Raw genomic sequence first — 20,523 nt, forward strand, 5'->3', positions numbered from 1 at the left:
AGGCACCGGATTCTGATTCCGGCATTCCGAGGTTCGAATCCTCGTACCCCAGCCAATTTATTCAAGACGCTTACATCGTAAGTGCACCCAGTTGGGGTATCGCCAAGCGGTAAGGCACCGGATTCTGATTCCGGCATTCCGAGGTTCGAATCCTCGTACCCCAGCCACATTAAAAAAGCTCGCTTCGGCGAGCTTTTTGCTTTTCTGCGTATATTCAATGTCGAATGCGATGTTGATACAGCTAATTTGAATTTGGCTCACGGTTCAGGGCAAACCAGCCTGGAAGCACACTCAGGCGCGGCTTTCCCCCTCACCCTAACCCTCTCCACGAGGGGCGAGGGGATCGTCCGCACGCTTTTGTAGCTTTGGTATCAACCGTTACGCTACAACCCTAACGCATACTTCAGCGCCTGACGTTTCAAAACGCCAGCACGCTCCGCCGCCATTAATCCGAGATTACGCATAAAACGCAGCGGCGGCAGATTATTGCTGAATCCGGCATAAAACAGATCCATACCGCTCTGCATAATAAAGTTATCCGCCATGCGCCGCATCTGGTAACGCTTGAGAATGGGATAACTGGCCCATGCTTCACCATGACTGCGCGCGTTTACCAGAACGTCAATCAGGGCATCGACATCACGATAACCAAGATTCACCCCCTGCCCCGCCAGCGGATGGATGGTATGCGCGGCATCGCCCACCAGCGCAAGCCCTGGCTGCACATACTGCAACGCATGGCGACGCGTCAGCGGAAACGCACCAGCGGCAAGCGGCGTCACATAACCCAGACGCGACGGGAAATGTTTCGCTATCTCCGCCTGCAACTGCACCATATTCATATTCTGCAACTGGCGAATGCGCGCCGGAGCGTCATACCACACCAGCGACGCCCAGTTATCAAACAGCGGCAGAAACGCGCGTGGGCCGTCCGGGGTAAACTGCTGCCAGGTGCTGTCGCCGGGATCGTTCTCGCACTGTACGCTAATCAACATACACGACTGCGCATACTGCCAGGCATGAACACCGATTCCCGCCATCTGCCGCACCTGTGAATTTGCGCCATCAGCACCAATGACCAGCTTCGCGCGGATCACGTCGCCGCCCTTCAGTTCCAGCTCCTGAAGATCATTATGGCGATGCAGCGCAATCAGCGAGGCTGGCACACGTAGCGTTACTTTCGGATGCGCTTCCAGCGCCTGCCACAGCGCCTGTTGCAGGACCGTGTTTTCCACCATATAGCCAAGCAACGGCAGCTTTAATTCAGCGGCGTCAAACACCACATGCGCCGTTTCCCACTCCCACGTTTCCAGTCTGCGGTAAGGATGGCAACGCATGGCCTGTACCGCATCCCAGACGCCTAAACCTTTTAGCAATGATACCGAAGCCGCGCTGATCGCCGAAATCCGCACGTCCGGTTGGCTGTCAGCGACAAACGGTGCAGGTTCTGCGTGCTCGATCACCGTTACCGTAAATCCGTGCTGTGCCAGTCCCAGCGCCAGTGCGCCACCGACCATTCCTCCGCCGACAATGGCAATTTCCGTTGGTTGATTTGTCATGGTCAATCATCCTGTTAGCAATATGCTTTAAGTTTACAGGATTTTTACCCCCAAGGGCTGATAACGCTCATACTGGTCACAACGGCAGCAAAGCATTACACTATGCGCCCTGCATTCCTGGCTACTATTTCGCAAGAGCAAGTCGATGACCAAAAAACTCCATATTAAAACCTGGGGCTGTCAGATGAACGAGTACGATTCATCGAAGATGGCCGATCTGCTGGATGCCACCCACGGCTATCAACTGACCGACGTGGCGGAAGAAGCGGATGTGCTGCTGCTGAACACCTGCTCAATCCGCGAGAAGGCTCAGGAAAAAGTCTTCCATCAGTTGGGTCGCTGGAAACTGTTAAAAGAGAAGAATCCAGACCTGATTATCGGCGTCGGCGGCTGCGTGGCATCGCAAGAAGGCGAGCACATTCGCCAGCGCGCCCACTATGTCGATATTATTTTTGGGCCGCAAACGCTGCACCGCCTGCCGGAGATGATTAACTCCGTGCGCGGCGACCGCAGCCCGGTTGTAGATATCAGCTTCCCGGAAATCGAGAAGTTTGACCGTCTGCCGGAACCGCGCGCCGAAGGGCCGACCGCGTTTGTCTCCATAATGGAAGGCTGCAATAAATATTGCACCTACTGCGTGGTGCCTTACACCCGTGGTGAAGAGGTAAGCCGTCCGTCCGACGATATTCTGTTTGAGATTGCCCAACTTGCGGCTCAGGGCGTGCGTGAAGTCAACCTGCTCGGCCAGAACGTGAACGCCTGGCGTGGTGAGAACTACGACGGCACCACCGGATCGTTTGCCGATCTGCTGCGTCTGGTTGCTGCGATCGACGGGATCGATCGTATTCGCTTTACCACCAGCCATCCGATCGAATTCACCGACGATATCATCGAAGTGTATCGCGACACACCGGAGCTGGTGAGCTTCCTGCACCTGCCGGTACAGAGCGGTTCCGATCGCATTCTGAACCTGATGGGACGTACCCATACGGCGCTGGAGTACAAAGCGATCATCCGTAAACTGCGTGCGGCGCGTCCGGATATTCAGATCAGTTCTGACTTCATCGTTGGCTTCCCTGGCGAAACCACCGAAGACTTCGAGAAAACGATGAAGCTGATTGCCGACGTCAATTTCGACATGAGTTACAGCTTTATCTTCTCTGCACGTCCGGGGACGCCCGCCGCCGATATGGTTGATGATGTTCCGGAAGAAGAGAAAAAACAGCGTCTGTATATTCTGCAAGAGCGCATTAATCAGCAAGCGATGGCATGGAGCCGCCGGATGCTCGGCACCACCCAGCGTATTCTGGTAGAAGGTACATCGCGTAAGAGCATCATGGAGCTTTCTGGTCGTACTGAAAATAACCGCGTGGTTAACTTCGAAGGCACGCCGGATATGATCGGTAAATTCGTTGATGTAGAAATTACCGACGTCTACCCGAACTCCCTGCGCGGTAAAGTGGTACGTACCGAAGAGGAAATGGGTCTGCGCGTGGCAGAAACCCCGGAATCAGTGATTGCCCGTACCCGCAAAGAAAATGACCTGGGCGTGGGTTATTATCAGCCGTAATTCTCAGGCCCGCCGTTCCGGTGGGCCTTGTTTTTTCTCTCTTTATCCCCATCTTTATCGCAATGCTTGCGCCTTTTTCCTGTGGCGTGAATAATTTCCTTATAGGCCGGTGAATGTTCAGCTTCCGGCGGCATACAGATAAGAGGAACGGTTTGAACATAGACACTCGCGAAATCACCCTGGAGCCAGCAGACAATGCGCGTCTGTTGAGCCTGTGCGGCCCGTTTGATGACAACATCAAGCAACTCGAACGCCGTCTCGGCATCGAGATCAATCGCCGCGATAACCACTTTAAACTGACCGGCCGTCCGATTTGCGTCACCGCTGCGGCAGACATTCTGCGTAGCCTGTATGTCGATACTGCCCCGATGCGCGGTCAGATTCAGGATATCGAACCGGAACAGATCCACCTTGCGATTAAAGAAGCGCGGGTACTGGAGCAAAGCGCGGAGAGCGTGCCGGAGTACGGCAAAGCGGTCAATATCAAAACCAAACGCGGCGTAATTAAGCCGCGCACGCCAAACCAGGCGCAGTACATCGCCAATATTCTCGACCATGACATTACCTTCGGCGTTGGCCCGGCGGGTACGGGTAAAACCTACCTGGCAGTGGCTGCGGCAGTTGATGCCCTGGAGCGTCAGGAAATTCGCCGTATTCTGCTGACTCGTCCGGCAGTAGAAGCCGGTGAGAAGCTGGGCTTCCTGCCTGGCGATTTAAGTCAGAAAGTGGACCCGTATCTGCGTCCGCTGTACGACGCGCTGTTCGAAATGCTTGGCTTTGAGAAAGTCGAGAAGCTGATTGAGCGCAACGTTATTGAAGTCGCACCGCTGGCCTATATGCGTGGTCGTACGCTGAACGACGCATTTATCATTCTCGATGAGAGCCAGAACACTACCATCGAACAGATGAAGATGTTCCTGACCCGTATCGGTTTTAACTCAAAAGCGGTTATCACCGGCGACGTCACACAGATCGACCTGCCGCGTAATACTAAATCAGGTTTGCGTCATGCCATCGAAGTGCTGGCCGATGTCGAAGAGATCAGCTTTAACTTCTTCCACAGCGAAGACGTGGTTCGTCACCCGGTGGTGGCGCGTATCGTTAACGCCTATGAAGCCTGGGAAGAAGCCGAACAAAAACGAAAAGCGGCGCTGGCGGCAGAACGCAAGCGCGAAGAACAGGAACAAAAATGAGTCAGGTGATCCTCGATTTACAACTGGCATGTGAAGATAATTCCGGGTTGCCGGAAGAGAGCCAGTTTCAAACATGGCTGAATGCGGTGATCCCGCAGTTTCAGGAAGAATCGGAAGTGACTATTCGCCTGGTCGATACCGCCGAAAGCCACAGTCTGAATCTGACCTATCGCGGTAAGGATAAGCCGACCAACGTGCTCTCCTTCCCGTTTGAAGTGCCGCCTGGCATGGAGATGTCGCTACTGGGCGATCTGGTTATCTGCCGTCAGGTGGTTGAGAAGGAAGCACAGGAGCAAGGCAAACCACTGGAGGCGCACTGGGCGCATATGGTGGTGCACGGCAGTCTGCATTTGTTAGGTTACGATCACATCGAAGATGACGAAGCAGAAGAGATGGAAGCCCTCGAAACAGAGATTATGCTTGCTCTGGGCTATGAGGATCCGTACATTGCCGAGAAAGAGTAATTTGCCAGGCATTTGACTGGCAAACGTCCCCGCCGTTGGCGATTAACGACGGCGTTTTGATTAACTAACATGAGAACCCATACGACGCCATGAGCGACGACAATTCACACAGTAGTGACACGATAAGCAACAAGAAGGGATTTTTCTCCCTGTTACTCAGCCAACTTTTCCACGGTGAACCGAAAAACCGTGACGAACTGCTGGCGCTGATCCGTGATTCCGGGCAGAACGACCTTATCGACGAAGATACGCGCGATATGCTCGAAGGGGTAATGGACATCGCAGACCAACGCGTTCGCGACATCATGATCCCCCGCTCCCAGATGATTACCCTGAAACGCAACCAGACGCTGGACGAATGCCTTGATGTCATCATCGAGTCCGCCCACTCACGTTTCCCGGTGATTAGCGAAGACAAAGATCACATTGAAGGGATTCTGATGGCGAAAGACTTGCTGCCGTTTATGCGTAGCGATGCTGAAGCCTTCAGCATGGACAAAGTGTTACGTCAGGCGGTTGTCGTTCCTGAAAGTAAGCGCGTAGACCGGATGCTGAAAGAGTTTCGCTCTCAGCGTTACCACATGGCGATCGTCATTGACGAATTCGGTGGTGTTTCCGGTCTGGTGACCATTGAAGACATCCTGGAACTGATTGTTGGTGAGATTGAAGACGAGTATGACGAAGAAGATGATATCGACTTCCGTCAGCTGAGTCGTCATACCTGGACCGTGCGCGCGCTGGCTTCTATTGAAGATTTCAACGAAGCGTTCGGCACCCACTTCAGCGATGAAGAGGTCGACACTATCGGTGGTCTGGTGATGCAGGCGTTTGGACATCTCCCGGCGCGTGGCGAAACCATCGACATCGACGGTTACCAGTTCAAAGTGGCGATGGCCGATAGTCGGCGTATTATTCAGGTTCATGTCAAAATCCCGGATGACTCACCCCAGCCGAAGCTGGATGAATAAAACCGAAACTGGATAGATAACTACATGGCTTTTGCCTCATTAATTGAACGCCAGCGCATTCGCCTGCTGCTGGCGTTATTATTCGGTGCCTGCGGAACGCTGGCCTTCTCTCCTTACGATGTCTGGCCTGCGGCGATTATTTCGCTGATGGGGCTTCAGGCGCTGACTTTTAACCGCCGTCCACTCCAGTCTGCCGCTATTGGCTTTTGCTGGGGATTTGGTCTCTTTGGTAGCGGTATTAACTGGGTCTATGTCAGCATCGCGACCTTTGGTGGAATGCCTGGCCCGGTTAACATCTTCCTGGTGGTGCTGCTGGCGGCGTATTTGTCGCTGTATACCGGACTATTTGCTGGCGTGCTGTCGCGTCTGTGGCCAAAAACAACCTGGCTGCGCGTGGCGATTGCCGCCCCTGCTCTCTGGCAAGTGACCGAGTTTCTGCGCGGTTGGGTGCTGACCGGCTTCCCGTGGTTACAGTTCGGCTATAGCCAGATTGACGGCCCGGTAAAAGGACTGGCACCGATAATGGGCGTGGAAGCCATTAACTTCCTGCTGATGATGGTTAGCGGTCTGCTGGCACTGGCGTTGTTCAAACGCAACTGGCGTCCGCTGGTAGTGGCCGTCGTGCTGTTTGCCCTTCCCTTTCCGCTGCGTTACATCCAGTGGTTTACCCCGCAACCGGAGAAAACCATTCAGGTTTCGATGGTTCAGGGCGATATTCCGCAATCACTGAAATGGGACGAAGGCCAGCTTCTTAATACGCTGAAAATTTATTACAACGCGACGGCGCCGCTGATGGGCAAATCGTCGCTGATTATCTGGCCGGAGTCGGCGATAACCGATCTGGAAATTAATCAGCAACCGTTCCTCAAAGCACTGGACAGTGAGTTGCGCGATAAAGGGAGCTCGCTGGTAACCGGGATTGTCGACGCGCGCCTCAATAAGCAGAACCGCTACGATACCTACAACACCATCATTACGCTGGGTAAAGGTGCGCCGTACAGCTACGAATCAGCCGATCGCTATAACAAAAACCATCTGGTGCCGTTTGGCGAGTTTGTCCCGCTGGAATCGATTCTGCGTCCGTTAGCGCCGTTCTTTGATCTGCCGATGTCCTCATTCAGCCGTGGACCATATATCCAGCCACCGCTGTCGGTGAATGGTATTGAGCTGACTGCGGCCATTTGCTACGAGATCATTCTCGGCGAGCAGGTGCGCGATAACTTCCGTCCGGATACCGACTATCTGCTGACCATCTCAAACGATGCGTGGTTTGGTAAGTCTATTGGTCCGTGGCAGCACTTCCAGATGGCGCGAATGCGTGCGCTGGAGCTGGCGCGCCCGCTGCTGCGTAGCACCAACAACGGCATTACGGCGGTAATTGGTCCGCAAGGTGAGATTCAGGCGATGATCCCGCAATTCACCCGCGAGGTGTTGACCACTCACGTGACGCCAACCACCGGACTCACACCGTACGCACGTACCGGCAACTGGCCGCTGTGGGTACTGACAGCACTGTTTGGTTTTGCCGCTGTGCTGATGAGTCTGCGTCAGCGACGTAAATAATCCCTTCTTATCGTGCCGGAATACATCCCGTATTTCGGCACATTCACCGGATGCAGCGTCAATGCGTTATCCGGATGACAAAATACGTCCCTCCAACTTTGGCACATCTATTGCTTTGTTATACAAGGCAAACCTTGAACCGGCGTCAGTACAACCCGGTTGCACCACAGCAATCCACGGGCAGCACCAAAAGAGTGCATTTTAAGAATTTTGCTTCGGAATGGTGCGGTACATCTCGCAAAAACAAACAATAAAACAGCAATATCTTTACATTTAGCCAAACTAAATGTTACCTAACAAGCACAACACTGCACAATAAAGTTGCAGATGATAACAACACAAACACTCACAACGGGTATCCATGCGTTTTTAACGCAGGAGATAAAGGAGTTGGATATGCAATTACGTAAACCTGCCACAGCAATCCTGGCCCTGGCGCTTTCTGCAGGACTGGCACAGGCAGAAGACGCTGCCCCGGCAGCGGGCAGTACGCTGGACAAAATCGCCAAAAACGGCGTGATTGTCGTCGGTCACCGTGAATCTTCAGTACCTTTCTCTTATTACGACAATCAGCAAAAAGTGGTGGGTTACTCACAGGATTACTCCAACGCCATCGTTGAAGCAGTGAAAAAGAAACTCAACAAACCGGACTTACAGGTGAAACTGATTCCGATCACCTCACAAAATCGTATTCCGCTGCTGCAAAACGGCACTTTCGATTTTGAATGCGGTTCAACCACCAACAACCTCGAACGCCAGAAACAGGCGGCTTTCTCTGACACCATTTTCGTGGTCGGTACGCGCCTGCTGACCAAAAAAGGCGGCGATGTTAAAGATTTTGCCGATCTGAAAGATAAAGCCGTAGTCGTCACTTCCGGCACCACCTCTGAAGTTTTGCTCAACAAACTGAATGAAGAGCAAAAAATGAATATGCGCATCATCAGCGCCAAAGATCACGGTGACTCTTTCCGCACCCTGGAAAGCGGTCGTGCCGTTGCCTTTATGATGGACGATGCCCTACTGGCCGGTGAACGTGCGAAAGCGAAGAAACCAGACAACTGGGAAATCGTCGGCAAACCGCAGTCTCAGGAAGCTTACGGCTGCATGTTACGTAAAGACGATCCGCTGTTCAAAAAGCTGATGGATGACACTATCGCTCAGGTGCAGACCTCCGGTGAAGCGGAAAAATGGTTTGATAAGTGGTTCAAAAATCCAATTCCGCCGAAAAACCTGAACATGAATTTCGAACTGTCAGACGAAATGAAAGCACTGTTCAAAGAACCGAATGACAAGGCACTGAACTAATTACAAGAACCAGGGGCGGAAATTCCAGCCCTCTCGATTGTTACGTAGCACGGACAGACTATACGCCTGATGGTCGTTCCCCATCGGGCCTGAAAACCGCAATACGCTGGGTAACAATCTTCGAGGGTAGCAGTTAACGCTGCTACCCTCTTTTTTCTGGAGTAGATTTATGTCTATAGACTGGAACTGGGGTATTTTTTTACAACAAGCCCCGTTCGGCAACACCACCTATCTCGGCTGGATCTGGAGCGGCTTTCAGGTGACGATCGCTCTGTCGATCTGCGCCTGGATTATCGCTTTCCTCGTCGGCTCGTTATTCGGCATTTTGCGTACCGTTCCTAACCGTTTTCTCTCCGGTCTGGGTACGTTGTATGTCGAACTGTTCCGCAACGTGCCACTGATTGTGCAGTTCTTTACCTGGTATCTGGTGATCCCGGAGCTACTGCCGGAGAAAATTGGCATGTGGTTTAAGGCGGAGCTGGATCCTAATATTCAGTTTTTCCTCTCCTCCATGCTTTGCCTGGGGCTGTTTACCGCCGCCCGTGTTTGCGAACAGGTACGCGCCGCGATCCAGTCGTTACCGCGTGGGCAAAAAAATGCCGCGCTGGCAATGGGTCTGACGCTACCGCAGGCTTACCGCTACGTACTACTGCCTAACGCTTATCGCGTTATCGTCCCGCCGATGACGTCCGAGATGATGAACCTGGTGAAAAACTCCGCCATCGCCTCGACCATCGGGCTGGTGGATATGGCGGCGCAGGCCGGTAAATTGCTCGATTACTCCGCTCACGCCTGGGAATCGTTCACTGCTATTACGCTGGCGTATGTGTTGATTAACGCGGTTATCATGCTGGTGATGACGCTGGTTGAACGTAAAGTTCGCCTGCCCGGCAATATGGGAGGCAAATAATGTACGAGTTTGACTGGAGTTCCATTGTCCCTTCCCTGCCGTATCTGCTGGATGGGCTGGTGATCACCCTGAAAATCACCATTACGGCGGTAGTGATTGGTATTTTGTGGGGCACCATGCTGGCAGTGATGCGCCTGTCCAGCTTTGCGCCCGTGGCATGGTTTGCCAAAGCCTACGTTAACGTATTCCGTTCAATCCCACTGGTGATGGTTCTGCTGTGGTTTTACCTGATTGTGCCGGGTTTTCTGCAAAACGTGCTGGGATTATCGCCGAAAACCGATATCCGCTTAATTTCTGCGATGGTGGCGTTTTCGATGTTTGAAGCGGCCTACTATTCAGAGATTATCCGTGCCGGTATTCAAAGTATTTCTCGTGGGCAGTCGAGCGCCGCGCTGGCGTTGGGCATGACTCACTGGCAGTCGATGAAACTCATCATTCTGCCACAGGCGTTTCGTGCAATGGTGCCGCTGCTGCTCACTCAGGGCATCGTACTGTTCCAGGATACCTCACTGGTGTATGTGTTATCTCTGGCTGATTTCTTCCGTACCGCCTCAACCATTGGTGAGCGTGATGGTACGCAGGTTGAGATGATCCTGTTTGCCGGATTTGTTTATTTCGTTATTAGCCTTAGCGCATCGTTGTTGGTCAGCTACTTGAAAAGAAGGACAGCATAATGATTACCCTGAAAAATGTTTCAAAATGGTATGGTCACTTTCAGGTGCTGACCGACTGCTCAACCGAAGTGAAAAAAGGTGAAGTAGTGGTGGTTTGCGGCCCGTCTGGTTCCGGTAAATCAACGCTGATAAAAACCGTCAACGGCCTCGAACCGGTGCAGCAAGGCGAAATCACCGTTGATGGCATCGTGGTTAACGATAAGAAAACCGATCTGGCAAAGCTGCGTTCCCGCGTCGGAATGGTGTTCCAGCACTTCGAGCTGTTCCCCCATCTGTCGATTATCGAAAACCTGACGCTGGCGCAGGTGAAAGTACTTAAACGCGATAAAGCGCCGGCTCGTGAAAAAGCACTGAAACTGCTGGAGCGAGTCGGGCTTTCTGCTCACGCCAATAAGTTTCCTGCGCAGCTTTCCGGTGGTCAGCAGCAGCGTGTGGCAATCGCTCGTGCGCTGTGTATGGACCCTATTGCGATGCTGTTTGACGAACCTACATCGGCACTCGATCCGGAGATGATCAACGAAGTGCTGGACGTGATGGTGGAACTGGCAAACGAGGGGATGACCATGATGGTGGTGACCCACGAAATGGGCTTTGCCCGCAAAGTGGCGAATCGGGTGATCTTTATGGATGAAGGTAAAATTGTCGAAGATTCGCCGAAAGACGCTTTCTTTGATGATCCGAAATCGGACCGTGCAAAAGACTTCCTCGCGAAAATACTGCATTAATCACTCTGGCGCGCATAGCCAAGTGCGCGCCATCTCACGCTTTATCATTTCGCCTCTCGTATCTGTTACATCCTGGCGTTACCCTTGTCGCAAAGAAGCACACAACAAGGAGCAACAATGGCACTGCCAATTCTGTTAGATTGCGACCCAGGTCATGATGACGCTATCGCAATAGTTCTCGCCCTCGCCTCACCAGAGCTTGATGTCAAAGCAATTACGTCTTCCGCCGGAAACCAGACACCAGAAAAAACATTACGTAATGTTCTGCGTATGCTGACCCTGCTTAATCGCACCGATATTCCGGTGGCAGGCGGCGCGGTGAAACCGTTAATGCGTGAGTTGATTATCGCAGACAACGTGCACGGCGAAAGCGGTCTCGACGGCCCGGCATTACCGGAACCGACGTTCGCACCGCAAAACTGTACGGCGGTGGAGCTGATGGCAAAAACGCTGCGCGAAAGTGTGGAACCTGTCACCATTGTTTCTACCGGGCCGCAAACTAACGTTGCCTTGCTGCTCAATAGCCATCCGGAACTGCATAGCAAAATTGCCCGTATCGTGATTATGGGCGGCGCAATGGGGCTTGGTAACTGGACGCCTGCGGCTGAATTTAATATTTACGTTGACCCGGAAGCGGCAGAAATTGTCTTCCAGTCTGGAATTCCTGTGGTAATGGCAGGTCTGGATGTCACTCACAAAGCGCAAATTCACGTTGAGGACACCGAGCGTTTCCGCGCGATTGGCAACCCGATTTCAACCATCGTCGCCGAACTGCTGGATTTCTTCCTCGAATATCATAAAGATGAAAAATGGGGATTTGTTGGCGCACCGCTGCATGACCCATGCACCATCGCCTGGCTGCTGAAACCTGAACTGTTCACCACCGTTGAACGCTGGGTTGGCGTCGAAACGCAAGGGAAATATACCCAGGGCATGACAGTTGTTGATTATTACTATCTGACCGGCAATAAACCGAATGCCACCGTCATGGTCGATGTTGATCGTCAGGGCTTTGTTGATTTACTGGCAGATCGTCTGAAATTTTACGCTTAATACACGTCATTGATTAAGATCACCATGTAAAAATGTGGTGGTCTTACTCTGACGCTCTCTTTTTCCTTCAAGATATAAATGCAATGGATAATGCAGAACTCGCCATTGGTATCGATCTCGGTACTACCAATAGTTTAATTGCCGTCTGGAAAGACGGTGCCGCGCAATTAATTCCAAATAAATTCGGTGAATATTTAACACCATCTATAATTAGCATGGATGAAAATAATCATATTCTGGTCGGAAAACCGGCTGTATCACGGCGTACTTCACATCCTGATAAAACCGCTGCGTTATTTAAACGTGCAATGGGCAGTAATACCAACTGGCGCTTAGGCAATGGCACATTTAACGCGCCGGAATTGTCTTCTTTGGTATTACGTTCATTAAAAGAAGATGCCGAAGAATTTCTGCAACGCACAATTAAAGATGTGGTGATCTCCGTTCCGGCTTATTTCAGTGATGAACAACGCAAACATACCCGTTTAGCAGCAGAGTTGGCAGGGTTAAATGCGGTACGCTTAATTAATGAACCCACGGCAGCCGCGATGGCTTATGGCCTGCATACGCAGCAAAACACCCGCTCGCTGGTTTTTGATCTCGGTGGCGGCACGTTTGACGTCACGGTGCTCGAATACGCCACGCCGGTGATTGAAGTTCACGCCTCCGCTGGCGACAACTTTCTTGGTGGCGAAGATTTTACTCATATGCTGGTGGATAAAGTTTTAAAACGCGCCACAGTGGCTAAAAACATGCTCAACGAAAGTGAACTGGCAGCCCTGTACACCAGCGTGGAAGCGGCAAAATGTGGCAATCAATTACCGCTGCAAATTAGCTGGCAGTATCAGGAAGAAACGCGTGAGTGCGAATTTTACGAGAACGAACTGGAAGATTTGTGGTTGCCGCTGCTCAACCGCTTGCGTGTGCCAATCGAACAAGCATTGCGCGATGCGCGTCTGAAACCGAGCCAAATCGACAGCCTGGTACTTGTTGGCGGCGCGTCGCAAATGCCGCTGGTACAGCGAATCGCCGTGCGTCTGTTTGGCAAATTACCGTATCAAAGTTACGACCCGAGCACCATTGTCGCGCTAGGCGCAGCAATCCAGGCCGCCTGCCGCTTACGTAGCGAAGATATTGAAGAGGTGATCCTCACTGATATTTGCCCTTACTCGTTGGGCGTTGAAGTTAACCGCCAGGGCGTTTCCGGCATTTTCTCGCCGATTATTGAACGAAACACCACTGTGCCTGTGTCGCGTGTAGAAACTTACTCGACCATGCACCCGGAACAGGATTCAATTACGGTTAACGTCTATCAGGGAGAAAACCACAAAGTTAAAAATAACATTCTGGTGGAATCCTTCGATGTGCCGTTGAAAAAAAACGGGGATTACCAGTCTATAGATATTAGATTTAGCTATGATATCAACGGCTTGCTTGAAGTTGACGTACTTCTGGAAGACGGTAGCGTTAAGTCCAGAGTCATTAACCACAGCCCGGTAACATTGAGCGCGCAGCAGATTGAAGAGAGTCGGACGCGGTTATCCGCATTGAAAATTTATCCGCGCGATATGCTCATCAATCGCACCTTTAAAGCCAAACTGGAAGAGTTGTGGGCGCGGGCGCTGGGTGACGAGCGAGAAGATATTGGTCGGGTGATCACCGATTTTGATGCGGCGTTGCAGTCAAACGATATGGCGCGCGTCGATGAGGTCAGGCGGCGGGCGAGCGATTATTTAGCCATTGAGATCCCATAATCATGGCTGCCGGATGCGGCGTAAATGCTGCATCCGGCATCGGCGCAAAAAACACATCGTCAACTAAACAACATCGCGATTTTGCCGAGAGCATAACCTATCACCAGCACCGTTAAGCTGATTTTGATAATGCTGGTAATGCTCTGTGGTTTTTCATCCTCATCATTTTTTTCTTCATGTTTTTCAGGTATTGGCTCATCGACATCTTCATCCACCGGCTCGAGTTTCACTTTCGTCAACAACATTCGGGTGATAATGGCCTCTAATGGATGAGCATCTCCGCGTTCCAGCCGCGCGTTCAGACGGGCCAGCATCTCTTGTTTCGGAAACGCTTCCAGCACTACCTGTTCCGCTACCCGATACAGATCCAGTAATGGTGAATCTTGATCTGTCTCACTACCTACTCTCGATTTCCACCACGCCCATGCTTTGCGCTTATAAAACAGCGACTCGATAAATGATTGACCCAACGGCGATAATTTACCGCTATGTAAAATTTGCGCCCATAACAGCCGCGTCCGGGCGTTCTCGCCAGGCACATATTTCAGCGGATTACCTTGCGCATCTACCATGCTCCGCGCTTCGATAACCATCACTAATAACGCGAAATAATCCGGGCAATGACGCTTGCTCCACTGCAACAACAAATTATCAGCTTGTGTAGATGGGTAACTTTCCCAGTTCGCGCAGAGATCGGCAAGCAGGCTTTCCCCCTCGCCGCAGTACAAACGTTGTGCACACTGGTAATACCGGGCATCTTCGCTTTCTGGTTCTTCCGTTTGCCATTGTTGGGCAACAGGAATGAGTTCCGCCATACCTGTTTGCACCGAGCTGTACCAGCGCAACAGTTTGCGATGTAACTTTGCATCATCAGGAATGAACCACGGACCTTTCATCGCTAAAAACGCAGTCACATAGTCAGGATGGTAACGACAGCAGCGTTCCAGCGCGAAGTAATACTCAACAGTCTGGTTCTGTAACGCGACGGGATATTCCAGAAGGCTGAGAAAATCGAAACAATCCCCAGCCTGAATAGCCTCAAGAAAAGCCTCCCGTTCTTCCTCGACCATTCCTTCGCTATCATTAAACGAATGCCAGTTCAAACGCTCTGCCAGCAAAGAAGCGCAATTTAATGAAAGGTATCGCGCTTCTATGGCGATTGCACACAGCGGCCAGCGTAATTGATCGACATCCTCCATGTTCCAGGTATTTAATTGCTGAATAAATTTCTGCCAGGCGGAGGGCTGAAAACGATCACTTTCTGAATCCAGTAATGTCCTGAATGCACGTAGTATTTCATGTTCAGCGGCGGCATCTTTATCTTCATTATCTGCTTCCTCGACAGGATTTACCGCCAGTCGCAGCGCCTCTTCATAGGCCTGGCGTAATGCTTTAAACCCCTGCGGATCGGTTTCGGGGTGACACAACGGTAAGCGAGCAAGATAAGCCTGACGGATAATCTCTGTTTGCGTCGTGCTTTCAATTTCGAGAATTTGCCAACATGTTTTCATAGGTCGCTCACATCCTTAAGCGTTGCCGGACATTCTGGTTGGACAGTTAACGGCTGCCAGGGAAGCGTGGCATAGAAACGATCGCTTCCTGCCACCAGCTCTTCAAACATCCGGCTCCCGGCGCTATCGTATTTGTACAGGGTTAGCGCCTCGCGTAGCGAAGCGTTATCTTCACACTGAGAGGATTGCCAGTAGAGACGTCCTAACGAATAGGCAGAAAAATAGTGCATCCAGCTGTGATAGTAATGGTGAGCTCGTACATAAATGCGCGATTGCAGCCATAAACTCTCGTCTTCCGTCAGCCACTTGTTGAGCACACCGACGCGCGATAAAAAGCCCATGCGAACATAATCCCAGGCTTTGATTCCTGCCTCCCCACAACACAGGGCAGTTTCGGCAACAAATTGGGTATAAATCAACCCGCGTTCGGAGCCGCCAGCAATTAATGTTTTCCACTCATCAGGGGAAGAACGATGCCATGCCAGATATAAACCAGCTAAATTATTTGCGTGACCATCATCAGTCATTTGGTAAATAGTCTGAATTAAATCATCACGATTATTTATTCCCCAGGATGATGAGAGATCAAATTCTTTTATTCCGGTATACATTTTTGGCGAGTCATGTGCGGGCTTGCATCCCTGATTAAGAATTTCCATTGGCGTAGAAAGCGCAAATAGAAGGTGTTGTTCTTCCTTATCCATTTATTAACAATCCTTTAAGTACATTAACTGACTACTTTTTTATTAATGATGAGTATAAGCTTGACGCTTTCAAAATAAAAAGAAAATCGAAGCATTGATAAATGAACAAAAAAATATATTTTATATTCGCAATATTTATAGTTGCGGCAATCACTTGTATTAGCCAACCTAAGAAAACGACCTTGCGCGATAAAACTATGGCGAATTATGTCTTTGATTATTTAAGCGCACCGGGCAGTCTTCCATTTACCACGGCAGCAACGGAGCTTTCCGCCATTCATGGTCACTCGACGTCACAATATAGCCTTGGCGGATTTTATCTTCATGGCAGCAATGGTAAGCCTCTGGATTACACGATGGCGAGATACTGGTATGAGCAATCGGCAGAACAGGAAAATCCGCGCGCGCAGAGCAAACTAGGTTGGATCTACCTGAAAGGATTGGGTGTAAAGCCCGATAGTCGAATGGCAATCCAGTGGTATAAACAAGCTGCGGAAAAAGGATATGCCCATGCTCAATACACTTTGGGTTTGATCTACAGAAACGGCACTGGAATTAACATCAACAATTATGAAGCACGCAAATGGCTGAAACTGGCGGCGGATCAACATTATAAAAATGCGGAAAGATTACTGGCTGAACTTCCCGCACATTAAGGTTGAGTTTCAACCCAGTAGATGGAGTATTTTCCCTATCAAACAGGCAAAGATAAAAATGTAGAAAATAATTTTGATGACGCCCAGGCAGCCCGGTCCACCATCGTCAACGGGCATTGGCTTCGATTTCGGCTCTGGCTCGATGGTTTGTTGACCGACAAAATTCGCTGACTGAATTAATAATCGCCTAATAATTAATGCTTCCAATGGACAACGATCTTCTGCATCAAGACAGCTCAAGAGCGGCATTAATGATTCTTCCGTAGTTGGTTCGCCAGCACCAGGCAAAGGGGTAGAGCAGAACTATAAGCAAGCGATGTACTGGTATCTGAAAGCTGCCTTTGAATGGTTCACGAAAGCCGCTGAATGCAATGACGCCACCGCCTGGTATAACCTGGCCATTATGTACCACTATGGCGAAGGAAGACCTGCCGAGCTCCGACAGGCTCTCGACTTATACCGTAAGGTTCAGGCATCCAGTACAAGAGATGTCAATCAAGAAATCCGTGAGGTTGAAGATTTACTGTAGAGATAAAAACAAATAAGGGCCGGACGATTTTCATTCGACCCCAATTATCTTTATTGCTGTGCGAAATCAGACTATTACGGCTCGAACGGGCGTCTCTGGAACTGGTCATGACCACATTTCGGGCATAGCGTTAGGACTTCCGGCGTGTAGATCGGGAGATGGAAGTGACATTTCTCGCAGACCAGATTCCCCAGCCCTACCACTTCTCCGCTGTGATAAACCCCGTGATGGTTGAGATCCTGGAAAACTTCGCGCCATTCAAGCTGCGTTTTATCGGTGATGTCCGCCAGTTCCTGCCAGAGGCTTTCTTTAATCACCCGCATAAAAACACTGTCAGACTCTTCTTTCAGGCTCTCTTCATAGCTCATGGCGAACTCTTCCAGGTCACGCCTGACAGCTCGCGTCAACTCATCGACCTCGGTTCGCGTTAACTCCCCTGTTTTTATTACGCGCTCGCGCGCCTGTTCCACCAGTGCGTCGATATCACGTTCGCCATTGCGCAGGCGTTCGCTCAGTGACGCGACCAGTTCACGGTAATATTGAGCAACCTTGTTCATCGTTTCATCTCCCGGGTCGTTAACTGACTATAATAATAGACGTTCTTTGTTCCTTGCTTTGCTAATACGCCCACAAACTCTGTAAATTAATGTATGAATAATCCGGGCATCATTTCAACGTCGAGTGCGCGAAAGGCTGTTTTGACGCGGACGTTTGGGCTATGCTATGCGGATCTGAAAAACCACCTCAACGCTACATTTGTAGCCGTATTGAAAACAGGACCACTGGCTGCCATGCAAGAGCAATACCGCCCGGAAGAGATAGAATCCAAAGTACAGCTTCACTGGGATGAGAAGCGCACATTTGAAGTAACCGAAGACGAGAGCAAAGAGAAGTATTACTGCCTGTCTATGCTTCCCTATCCTTCTGGTCGACTACACATGGGCCACGTACGTAACTACACCATCGGTGACGTGATCGCCCGCTACCAGCGTATGCTGGGCAAAAACGTCCTGCAGCCGATCGGCTGGGACGCGTTTGGTCTGCCTGCGGAAGGCGCGGCGGTGAAAAACAACACCGCACCGGCACCGTGGACATACGACAACATCGCGTATATGAAAAACCAGCTCAAAATGCTGGGCTTTGGTTATGACTGGAGCCGCGAGCTGGCAACCTGTACGCCGGAATACTACCGTTGGGAACAGAAATTCTTCACCGAGCTGTATAAAAAAGGCCTGGTATATAAGAAGACTTCTGCGGTCAACTGGTGTCCGAACGACCAGACCGTACTGGCTAACGAACAGGTTATTGACGGCTGCTGCTGGCGCTGCGATACCAAAGTTGAACGTAAAGAGATCCCGCAGTGGTTTATCAAAATCACCGCTTACGCTGACGAACTGCTCAACGATCTGGATAAACTGGATCACTGGCCAGACACCGTTAAAACCATGCAGCGTAACTGGATCGGTCGTTCCGAAGGCGTGGAAATCACCTTCAACGTTAACGACTATGACAACACGCTGACCGTTTACACTACCCGCCCGGACACCTTTATGGGTTGTACTTATCTGGCGGTAGCGGCGGGTCACCCGCTGGCGCAGAAAGCGGCAGAAAATAATCCTGAACTGGCGGCTTTCGTTGACGAATGTCGTAACACCAAAGTTGCTGAAGCTGAAATGGCAACGATGGAGAAAAAAGGTGTCGATACTGGCTTTAAAGCGGTTCACCCATTAACGGGCGAAGAAATTCCGGTTTGGGCAGCAAACTTCGTATTGATGGAGTACGGCACTGGCGCAGTCATGGCAGTTCCGGGTCACGACCAGCGCGACTACGAGTTTGCCTCTAAATACGGCCTGAACATCAAGCCGGTTATCCTGGCGGCTGACGGTTCTGAACCGGATCTCTCCCAGCAGGCGCTGACGGAAAAAGGCGTGCTGTTCAACTCTGGCGAGTTCAACGGTCTTGACCATGAAGCGGCCTTTAACGCCATTGCCGACAAACTGACGGCAATGGGTGTTGGCGAGCGTAAAGTAAACTATCGCCTGCGCGACTGGGGTGTTTCCCGTCAACGTTACTGGGGTGCGCCGATTCCGATGGTGACGCTGGAAGACGGCACGGTGATGCCTACCCCGGACAACCAACTGCCGGTGATCCTGCCGGAAGATGTGGTAATGGACGGTATTACCAGCCCGATCAAAGCAGATCCTGAGTGGGCGAAAACCACCGTTAACGGTATGCCGGCGCTGCGTGAAACCGATACTTTCGACACCTTTATGGAGTCCTCCTGGTACTATGCGCGCTACACTTGCCCAGAGTACAAAGAGGGTATGCTGGATTCCAAAGCGGCTAACTACTGGCTGCCGGTGGATATCTATATTGGTGGTATCGAACACGCCATCATGCACCTGCTCTACTTCCGCTTCTTCCACAAACTGATGCGTGATGCAGGCATGGTGAACTCTGACGAACCAGCGAAACAGCTGCTGTGTCAGGGTATGGTGCTGGCAGACGCCTTCTACTATGTAGGCGAAAACGGCGAACGTAACTGGGTTTCCCCGGTTGATGCTATCGTTGAGCGCGACGAGAAAGGCCGTATCGTGAAAGCGAAAGACGCGGCAGGCCATGAACTGGTGTATACCGGCATGAGCAAAATGTCCAAGTCGAAGAACAACGGTATCGACCCACAGGTGATGGTTGAACGTTACGGCGCGGACACCGTTCGTCTGTTTATGATGTTCGCTTCTCCGGCGGATATGACTCTCGAATGGCAAGAGTCCGGCGTTGAAGGGGCTAACCGCTTCCTGAAACGTGTCTGGAAACTGGTTTACGAGCACACTACGAAAGGTGATGTTGCGGCGCTGAACGTTGATGCACTGACTGAAGATCAGAAAGCTCTGCGTCGTGATGTTCATAAAACTATCGCTAAAGTGACCGATGATATCGGTCGTCGTCAGACCTTCAACACCGCAATTGCGGCGATTATGGAGCTGATGAATAAACTGGCGAAAGCACCGACCGATGGCGAGCAGGATCGCGCGCTGATGCAGGAAGCCCTGCTGGCCGTTGTCCGTATGCTTAACCCGTTCACGCCGCACATCTGCTTCACGCTGTGGCAGGAACTGAAAGGCGAAGGCGATATCGACAACGCGCCGTGGCCGGTTGCAGACGAGAAAGCGATGGTGGAAGACTCCACGCTGGTGGTGGTGCAGGTTAACGGTAAAGTCCGTGCCAAAATCACCGTTCCGGTAGATGCAACGGAAGAACAGGTTCGCGAACGTGCTGGCCAGGAACATCTGGTAGCAAAATATCTTGATGGCGTTACCGTGCGTAAAGTGATTTACGTACCGGGTAAACTCCTCAATCTGGTCGTTGGCTAAGCGCGGGAGGA

General features: G+C 51.2%; 17 protein-coding genes, 1 tRNA gene and 2 pseudogenes. 15 read left to right on the forward strand and 5 right to left on the reverse strand.

Features of this window, described 5'->3' with window-relative positions; translation table 11 throughout:
* Positions 1-92: 92 nt before the first annotated feature.
* Positions 93-167: transfer RNA gene (locus tag HEN21_RS15105), tRNA-Gln, on the forward strand.
* Positions 168-383: 216 nt separating this feature from the next.
* Here HEN21_RS15105 and ubiF read toward each other — a convergent pair.
* The gene (gene ubiF / locus HEN21_RS15110; protein ID WP_176251800.1) at positions 384-1,559 is read right to left on the reverse strand and encodes a 3-demethoxyubiquinol 3-hydroxylase; all 1,176 of its coding nucleotides are present in this window, start codon (positions 1,557-1,559) and stop codon (positions 384-386) included.
* A 145-nt stretch (positions 1,560-1,704) separates the two neighbouring features.
* On the opposite strand from ubiF, the gene miaB reads away from it, so the two are divergent.
* From miaB to hscC, 11 genes are all read left to right on the forward strand, one after another.
* Complete coding sequence (miaB, locus tag HEN21_RS15115) at positions 1,705-3,129, forward strand: tRNA (N6-isopentenyl adenosine(37)-C2)-methylthiotransferase MiaB (protein WP_000162741.1); 1,425 nt, start codon at positions 1,705-1,707, stop codon at positions 3,127-3,129.
* A gap of 152 nt (positions 3,130-3,281) precedes the next feature.
* The gene (locus tag HEN21_RS15120) at positions 3,282-4,322 is read left to right on the forward strand and encodes a PhoH family protein (RefSeq protein WP_001018040.1); all 1,041 of its coding nucleotides are present in this window, start codon (positions 3,282-3,284) and stop codon (positions 4,320-4,322) included.
* On the forward strand, positions 4,319-4,786 hold the full coding sequence (ybeY, locus tag HEN21_RS15125; RefSeq protein WP_000084457.1) for an rRNA maturation RNase YbeY: 468 nt from the start codon (positions 4,319-4,321) through the stop codon (positions 4,784-4,786). Before HEN21_RS15120 ends, ybeY begins: the two co-directional genes overlap by 4 nt.
* Positions 4,787-4,875: 89 nt before the next feature.
* On the forward strand, positions 4,876-5,754 hold the full coding sequence (corC, locus tag HEN21_RS15130; RefSeq protein ID WP_001278605.1) for a CNNM family magnesium/cobalt transport protein CorC: 879 nt from the start codon (positions 4,876-4,878) through the stop codon (positions 5,752-5,754).
* A 24-nt stretch (positions 5,755-5,778) separates the two neighbouring features.
* Positions 5,779-7,317: an apolipoprotein N-acyltransferase gene (lnt, locus tag HEN21_RS15135; RefSeq protein ID WP_105284737.1), complete on the forward strand. Its 1,539-nt coding sequence runs from the start codon at positions 5,779-5,781 to the stop codon at positions 7,315-7,317.
* A gap of 396 nt (positions 7,318-7,713) precedes the next feature.
* Positions 7,714-8,622, forward strand: a complete 909-nt coding sequence (gene gltI, locus HEN21_RS15140) for a glutamate/aspartate ABC transporter substrate-binding protein GltI (RefSeq protein WP_016231629.1) — start codon at positions 7,714-7,716, stop codon at positions 8,620-8,622.
* A 169-nt stretch (positions 8,623-8,791) separates the two neighbouring features.
* Positions 8,792-9,532, forward strand: a complete 741-nt coding sequence (gene gltJ / locus HEN21_RS15145) for a glutamate/aspartate ABC transporter permease GltJ (protein ID WP_000020950.1) — start codon at positions 8,792-8,794, stop codon at positions 9,530-9,532.
* A complete protein-coding gene (gene gltK, locus HEN21_RS15150; protein WP_000272809.1) occupies positions 9,532-10,206 on the forward strand; it encodes a glutamate/aspartate ABC transporter permease GltK in 675 nt (224 codons plus the stop codon). Before gltJ ends, gltK begins: the two co-directional genes overlap by 1 nt.
* Positions 10,206-10,931: a glutamate/aspartate ABC transporter ATP-binding protein GltL gene (gene gltL, locus HEN21_RS15155; protein ID WP_000631384.1), complete on the forward strand. Its 726-nt coding sequence runs from the start codon at positions 10,206-10,208 to the stop codon at positions 10,929-10,931. Before gltK ends, gltL begins: the two co-directional genes overlap by 1 nt.
* A 117-nt stretch (positions 10,932-11,048) precedes the next feature.
* Entirely contained in the window at positions 11,049-11,984 is a 936-nt protein-coding gene (gene rihA / locus HEN21_RS15160) for a pyrimidine-specific ribonucleoside hydrolase RihA (RefSeq protein ID WP_021550427.1), read from the forward strand.
* A gap of 83 nt (positions 11,985-12,067) precedes the next feature.
* A complete protein-coding gene (gene hscC, locus HEN21_RS15165; protein WP_176251801.1) occupies positions 12,068-13,738 on the forward strand; it encodes a molecular chaperone HscC in 1,671 nt (556 codons plus the stop codon).
* Between the two features lie 59 nt (positions 13,739-13,797).
* On the opposite strand, the gene djlC is transcribed toward hscC, so the two are convergent.
* A complete protein-coding gene (gene djlC / locus HEN21_RS15170) occupies positions 13,798-15,249 on the reverse strand; it encodes a co-chaperone DjlC (RefSeq protein ID WP_176251802.1) in 1,452 nt (483 codons plus the stop codon).
* Positions 15,246-15,953, reverse strand: a complete 708-nt coding sequence (locus tag HEN21_RS15175) for a DUF1266 domain-containing protein (RefSeq protein ID WP_105284734.1) — start codon at positions 15,951-15,953, stop codon at positions 15,246-15,248. The genes djlC and HEN21_RS15175 overlap by 4 nt, the downstream gene beginning before the upstream one ends.
* 101 nt (positions 15,954-16,054) lie before the next feature.
* On the opposite strand from HEN21_RS15175, the gene HEN21_RS15180 reads away from it, so the two are divergent.
* On the forward strand, positions 16,055-16,609 hold the full coding sequence (locus tag HEN21_RS15180) for a tetratricopeptide repeat protein (RefSeq protein ID WP_176251611.1): 555 nt from the start codon (positions 16,055-16,057) through the stop codon (positions 16,607-16,609).
* Positions 16,610-16,618: 9 nt separating this feature from the next.
* Here HEN21_RS15180 and HEN21_RS15185 read toward each other — a convergent pair.
* Positions 16,619-16,888 (reverse strand): annotated as a pseudogene (locus HEN21_RS15185) (J domain-containing protein); the annotation flags it as partial.
* 4 nt (positions 16,889-16,892) lie between these two features.
* On the opposite strand from HEN21_RS15185, the pseudogene HEN21_RS15190 reads away from it, so the two are divergent.
* Positions 16,893-17,138 (forward strand): annotated as a pseudogene (locus HEN21_RS15190) (hypothetical protein); the annotation flags it as partial.
* A 74-nt stretch (positions 17,139-17,212) separates the two neighbouring features.
* Here the strand turns inward: HEN21_RS15190 and HEN21_RS15195 are convergent.
* Entirely contained in the window at positions 17,213-17,695 is a 483-nt protein-coding gene (locus HEN21_RS15195; protein ID WP_001044880.1) for a zinc ribbon-containing protein, read from the reverse strand.
* Positions 17,696-17,929: 234 nt separating this feature from the next.
* Here HEN21_RS15195 and leuS point away from each other — a divergent pair, with 234 nt between their 5' ends.
* Positions 17,930-20,512, forward strand: a complete 2,583-nt coding sequence (gene leuS / locus HEN21_RS15200; RefSeq protein ID WP_176251612.1) for a leucine--tRNA ligase — start codon at positions 17,930-17,932, stop codon at positions 20,510-20,512.
* The last annotated feature ends 11 nt before the right edge of the window (positions 20,513-20,523 follow it).

The sequence above is a fragment of the Escherichia sp. 93.1518 genome (assembly GCF_013368915.2).
GTDB lineage: Bacteria > Pseudomonadota > Gammaproteobacteria > Enterobacterales > Enterobacteriaceae > Escherichia > Escherichia ruysiae.

Bases quoted from the DNA above. Each gene is read 5' to 3' on its own strand.
- leuS (WP_176251612.1), top strand. From the start codon at position 17,930: ATGCAAGAGCAATACCGCCCGGAAGAGATAGAATCCAAAGTACAGCTT.
- HEN21_RS15175 (WP_105284734.1), bottom strand. From the start codon at position 15,953: ATGGATAAGGAAGAACAACACCTTCTATTTGCGCTTTCTACGCCAATG.
- HEN21_RS15195 (WP_001044880.1), bottom strand. From the start codon at position 17,695: ATGAACAAGGTTGCTCAATATTACCGTGAACTGGTCGCGTCACTGAGC.
- gltK (WP_000272809.1), top strand. From the start codon at position 9,532: ATGTACGAGTTTGACTGGAGTTCCATTGTCCCTTCCCTGCCGTATCTG.
- lnt (WP_105284737.1), top strand. From the start codon at position 5,779: ATGGCTTTTGCCTCATTAATTGAACGCCAGCGCATTCGCCTGCTGCTG.
- ubiF (WP_176251800.1), bottom strand. From the start codon at position 1,559: ATGACAAATCAACCAACGGAAATTGCCATTGTCGGCGGAGGAATGGTC.
- djlC (WP_176251802.1), bottom strand. From the start codon at position 15,249: ATGAAAACATGTTGGCAAATTCTCGAAATTGAAAGCACGACGCAAACA.
- rihA (WP_021550427.1), top strand. From the start codon at position 11,049: ATGGCACTGCCAATTCTGTTAGATTGCGACCCAGGTCATGATGACGCT.
- HEN21_RS15180 (WP_176251611.1), top strand. From the start codon at position 16,055: ATGAACAAAAAAATATATTTTATATTCGCAATATTTATAGTTGCGGCA.
- gltJ (WP_000020950.1), top strand. From the start codon at position 8,792: ATGTCTATAGACTGGAACTGGGGTATTTTTTTACAACAAGCCCCGTTC.
- hscC (WP_176251801.1), top strand. From the start codon at position 12,068: ATGGATAATGCAGAACTCGCCATTGGTATCGATCTCGGTACTACCAAT.
- ybeY (WP_000084457.1), top strand. From the start codon at position 4,319: ATGAGTCAGGTGATCCTCGATTTACAACTGGCATGTGAAGATAATTCC.
- miaB (WP_000162741.1), top strand. From the start codon at position 1,705: ATGACCAAAAAACTCCATATTAAAACCTGGGGCTGTCAGATGAACGAG.
- gltI (WP_016231629.1), top strand. From the start codon at position 7,714: ATGCAATTACGTAAACCTGCCACAGCAATCCTGGCCCTGGCGCTTTCT.
- corC (WP_001278605.1), top strand. From the start codon at position 4,876: ATGAGCGACGACAATTCACACAGTAGTGACACGATAAGCAACAAGAAG.
- gltL (WP_000631384.1), top strand. From the start codon at position 10,206: ATGATTACCCTGAAAAATGTTTCAAAATGGTATGGTCACTTTCAGGTG.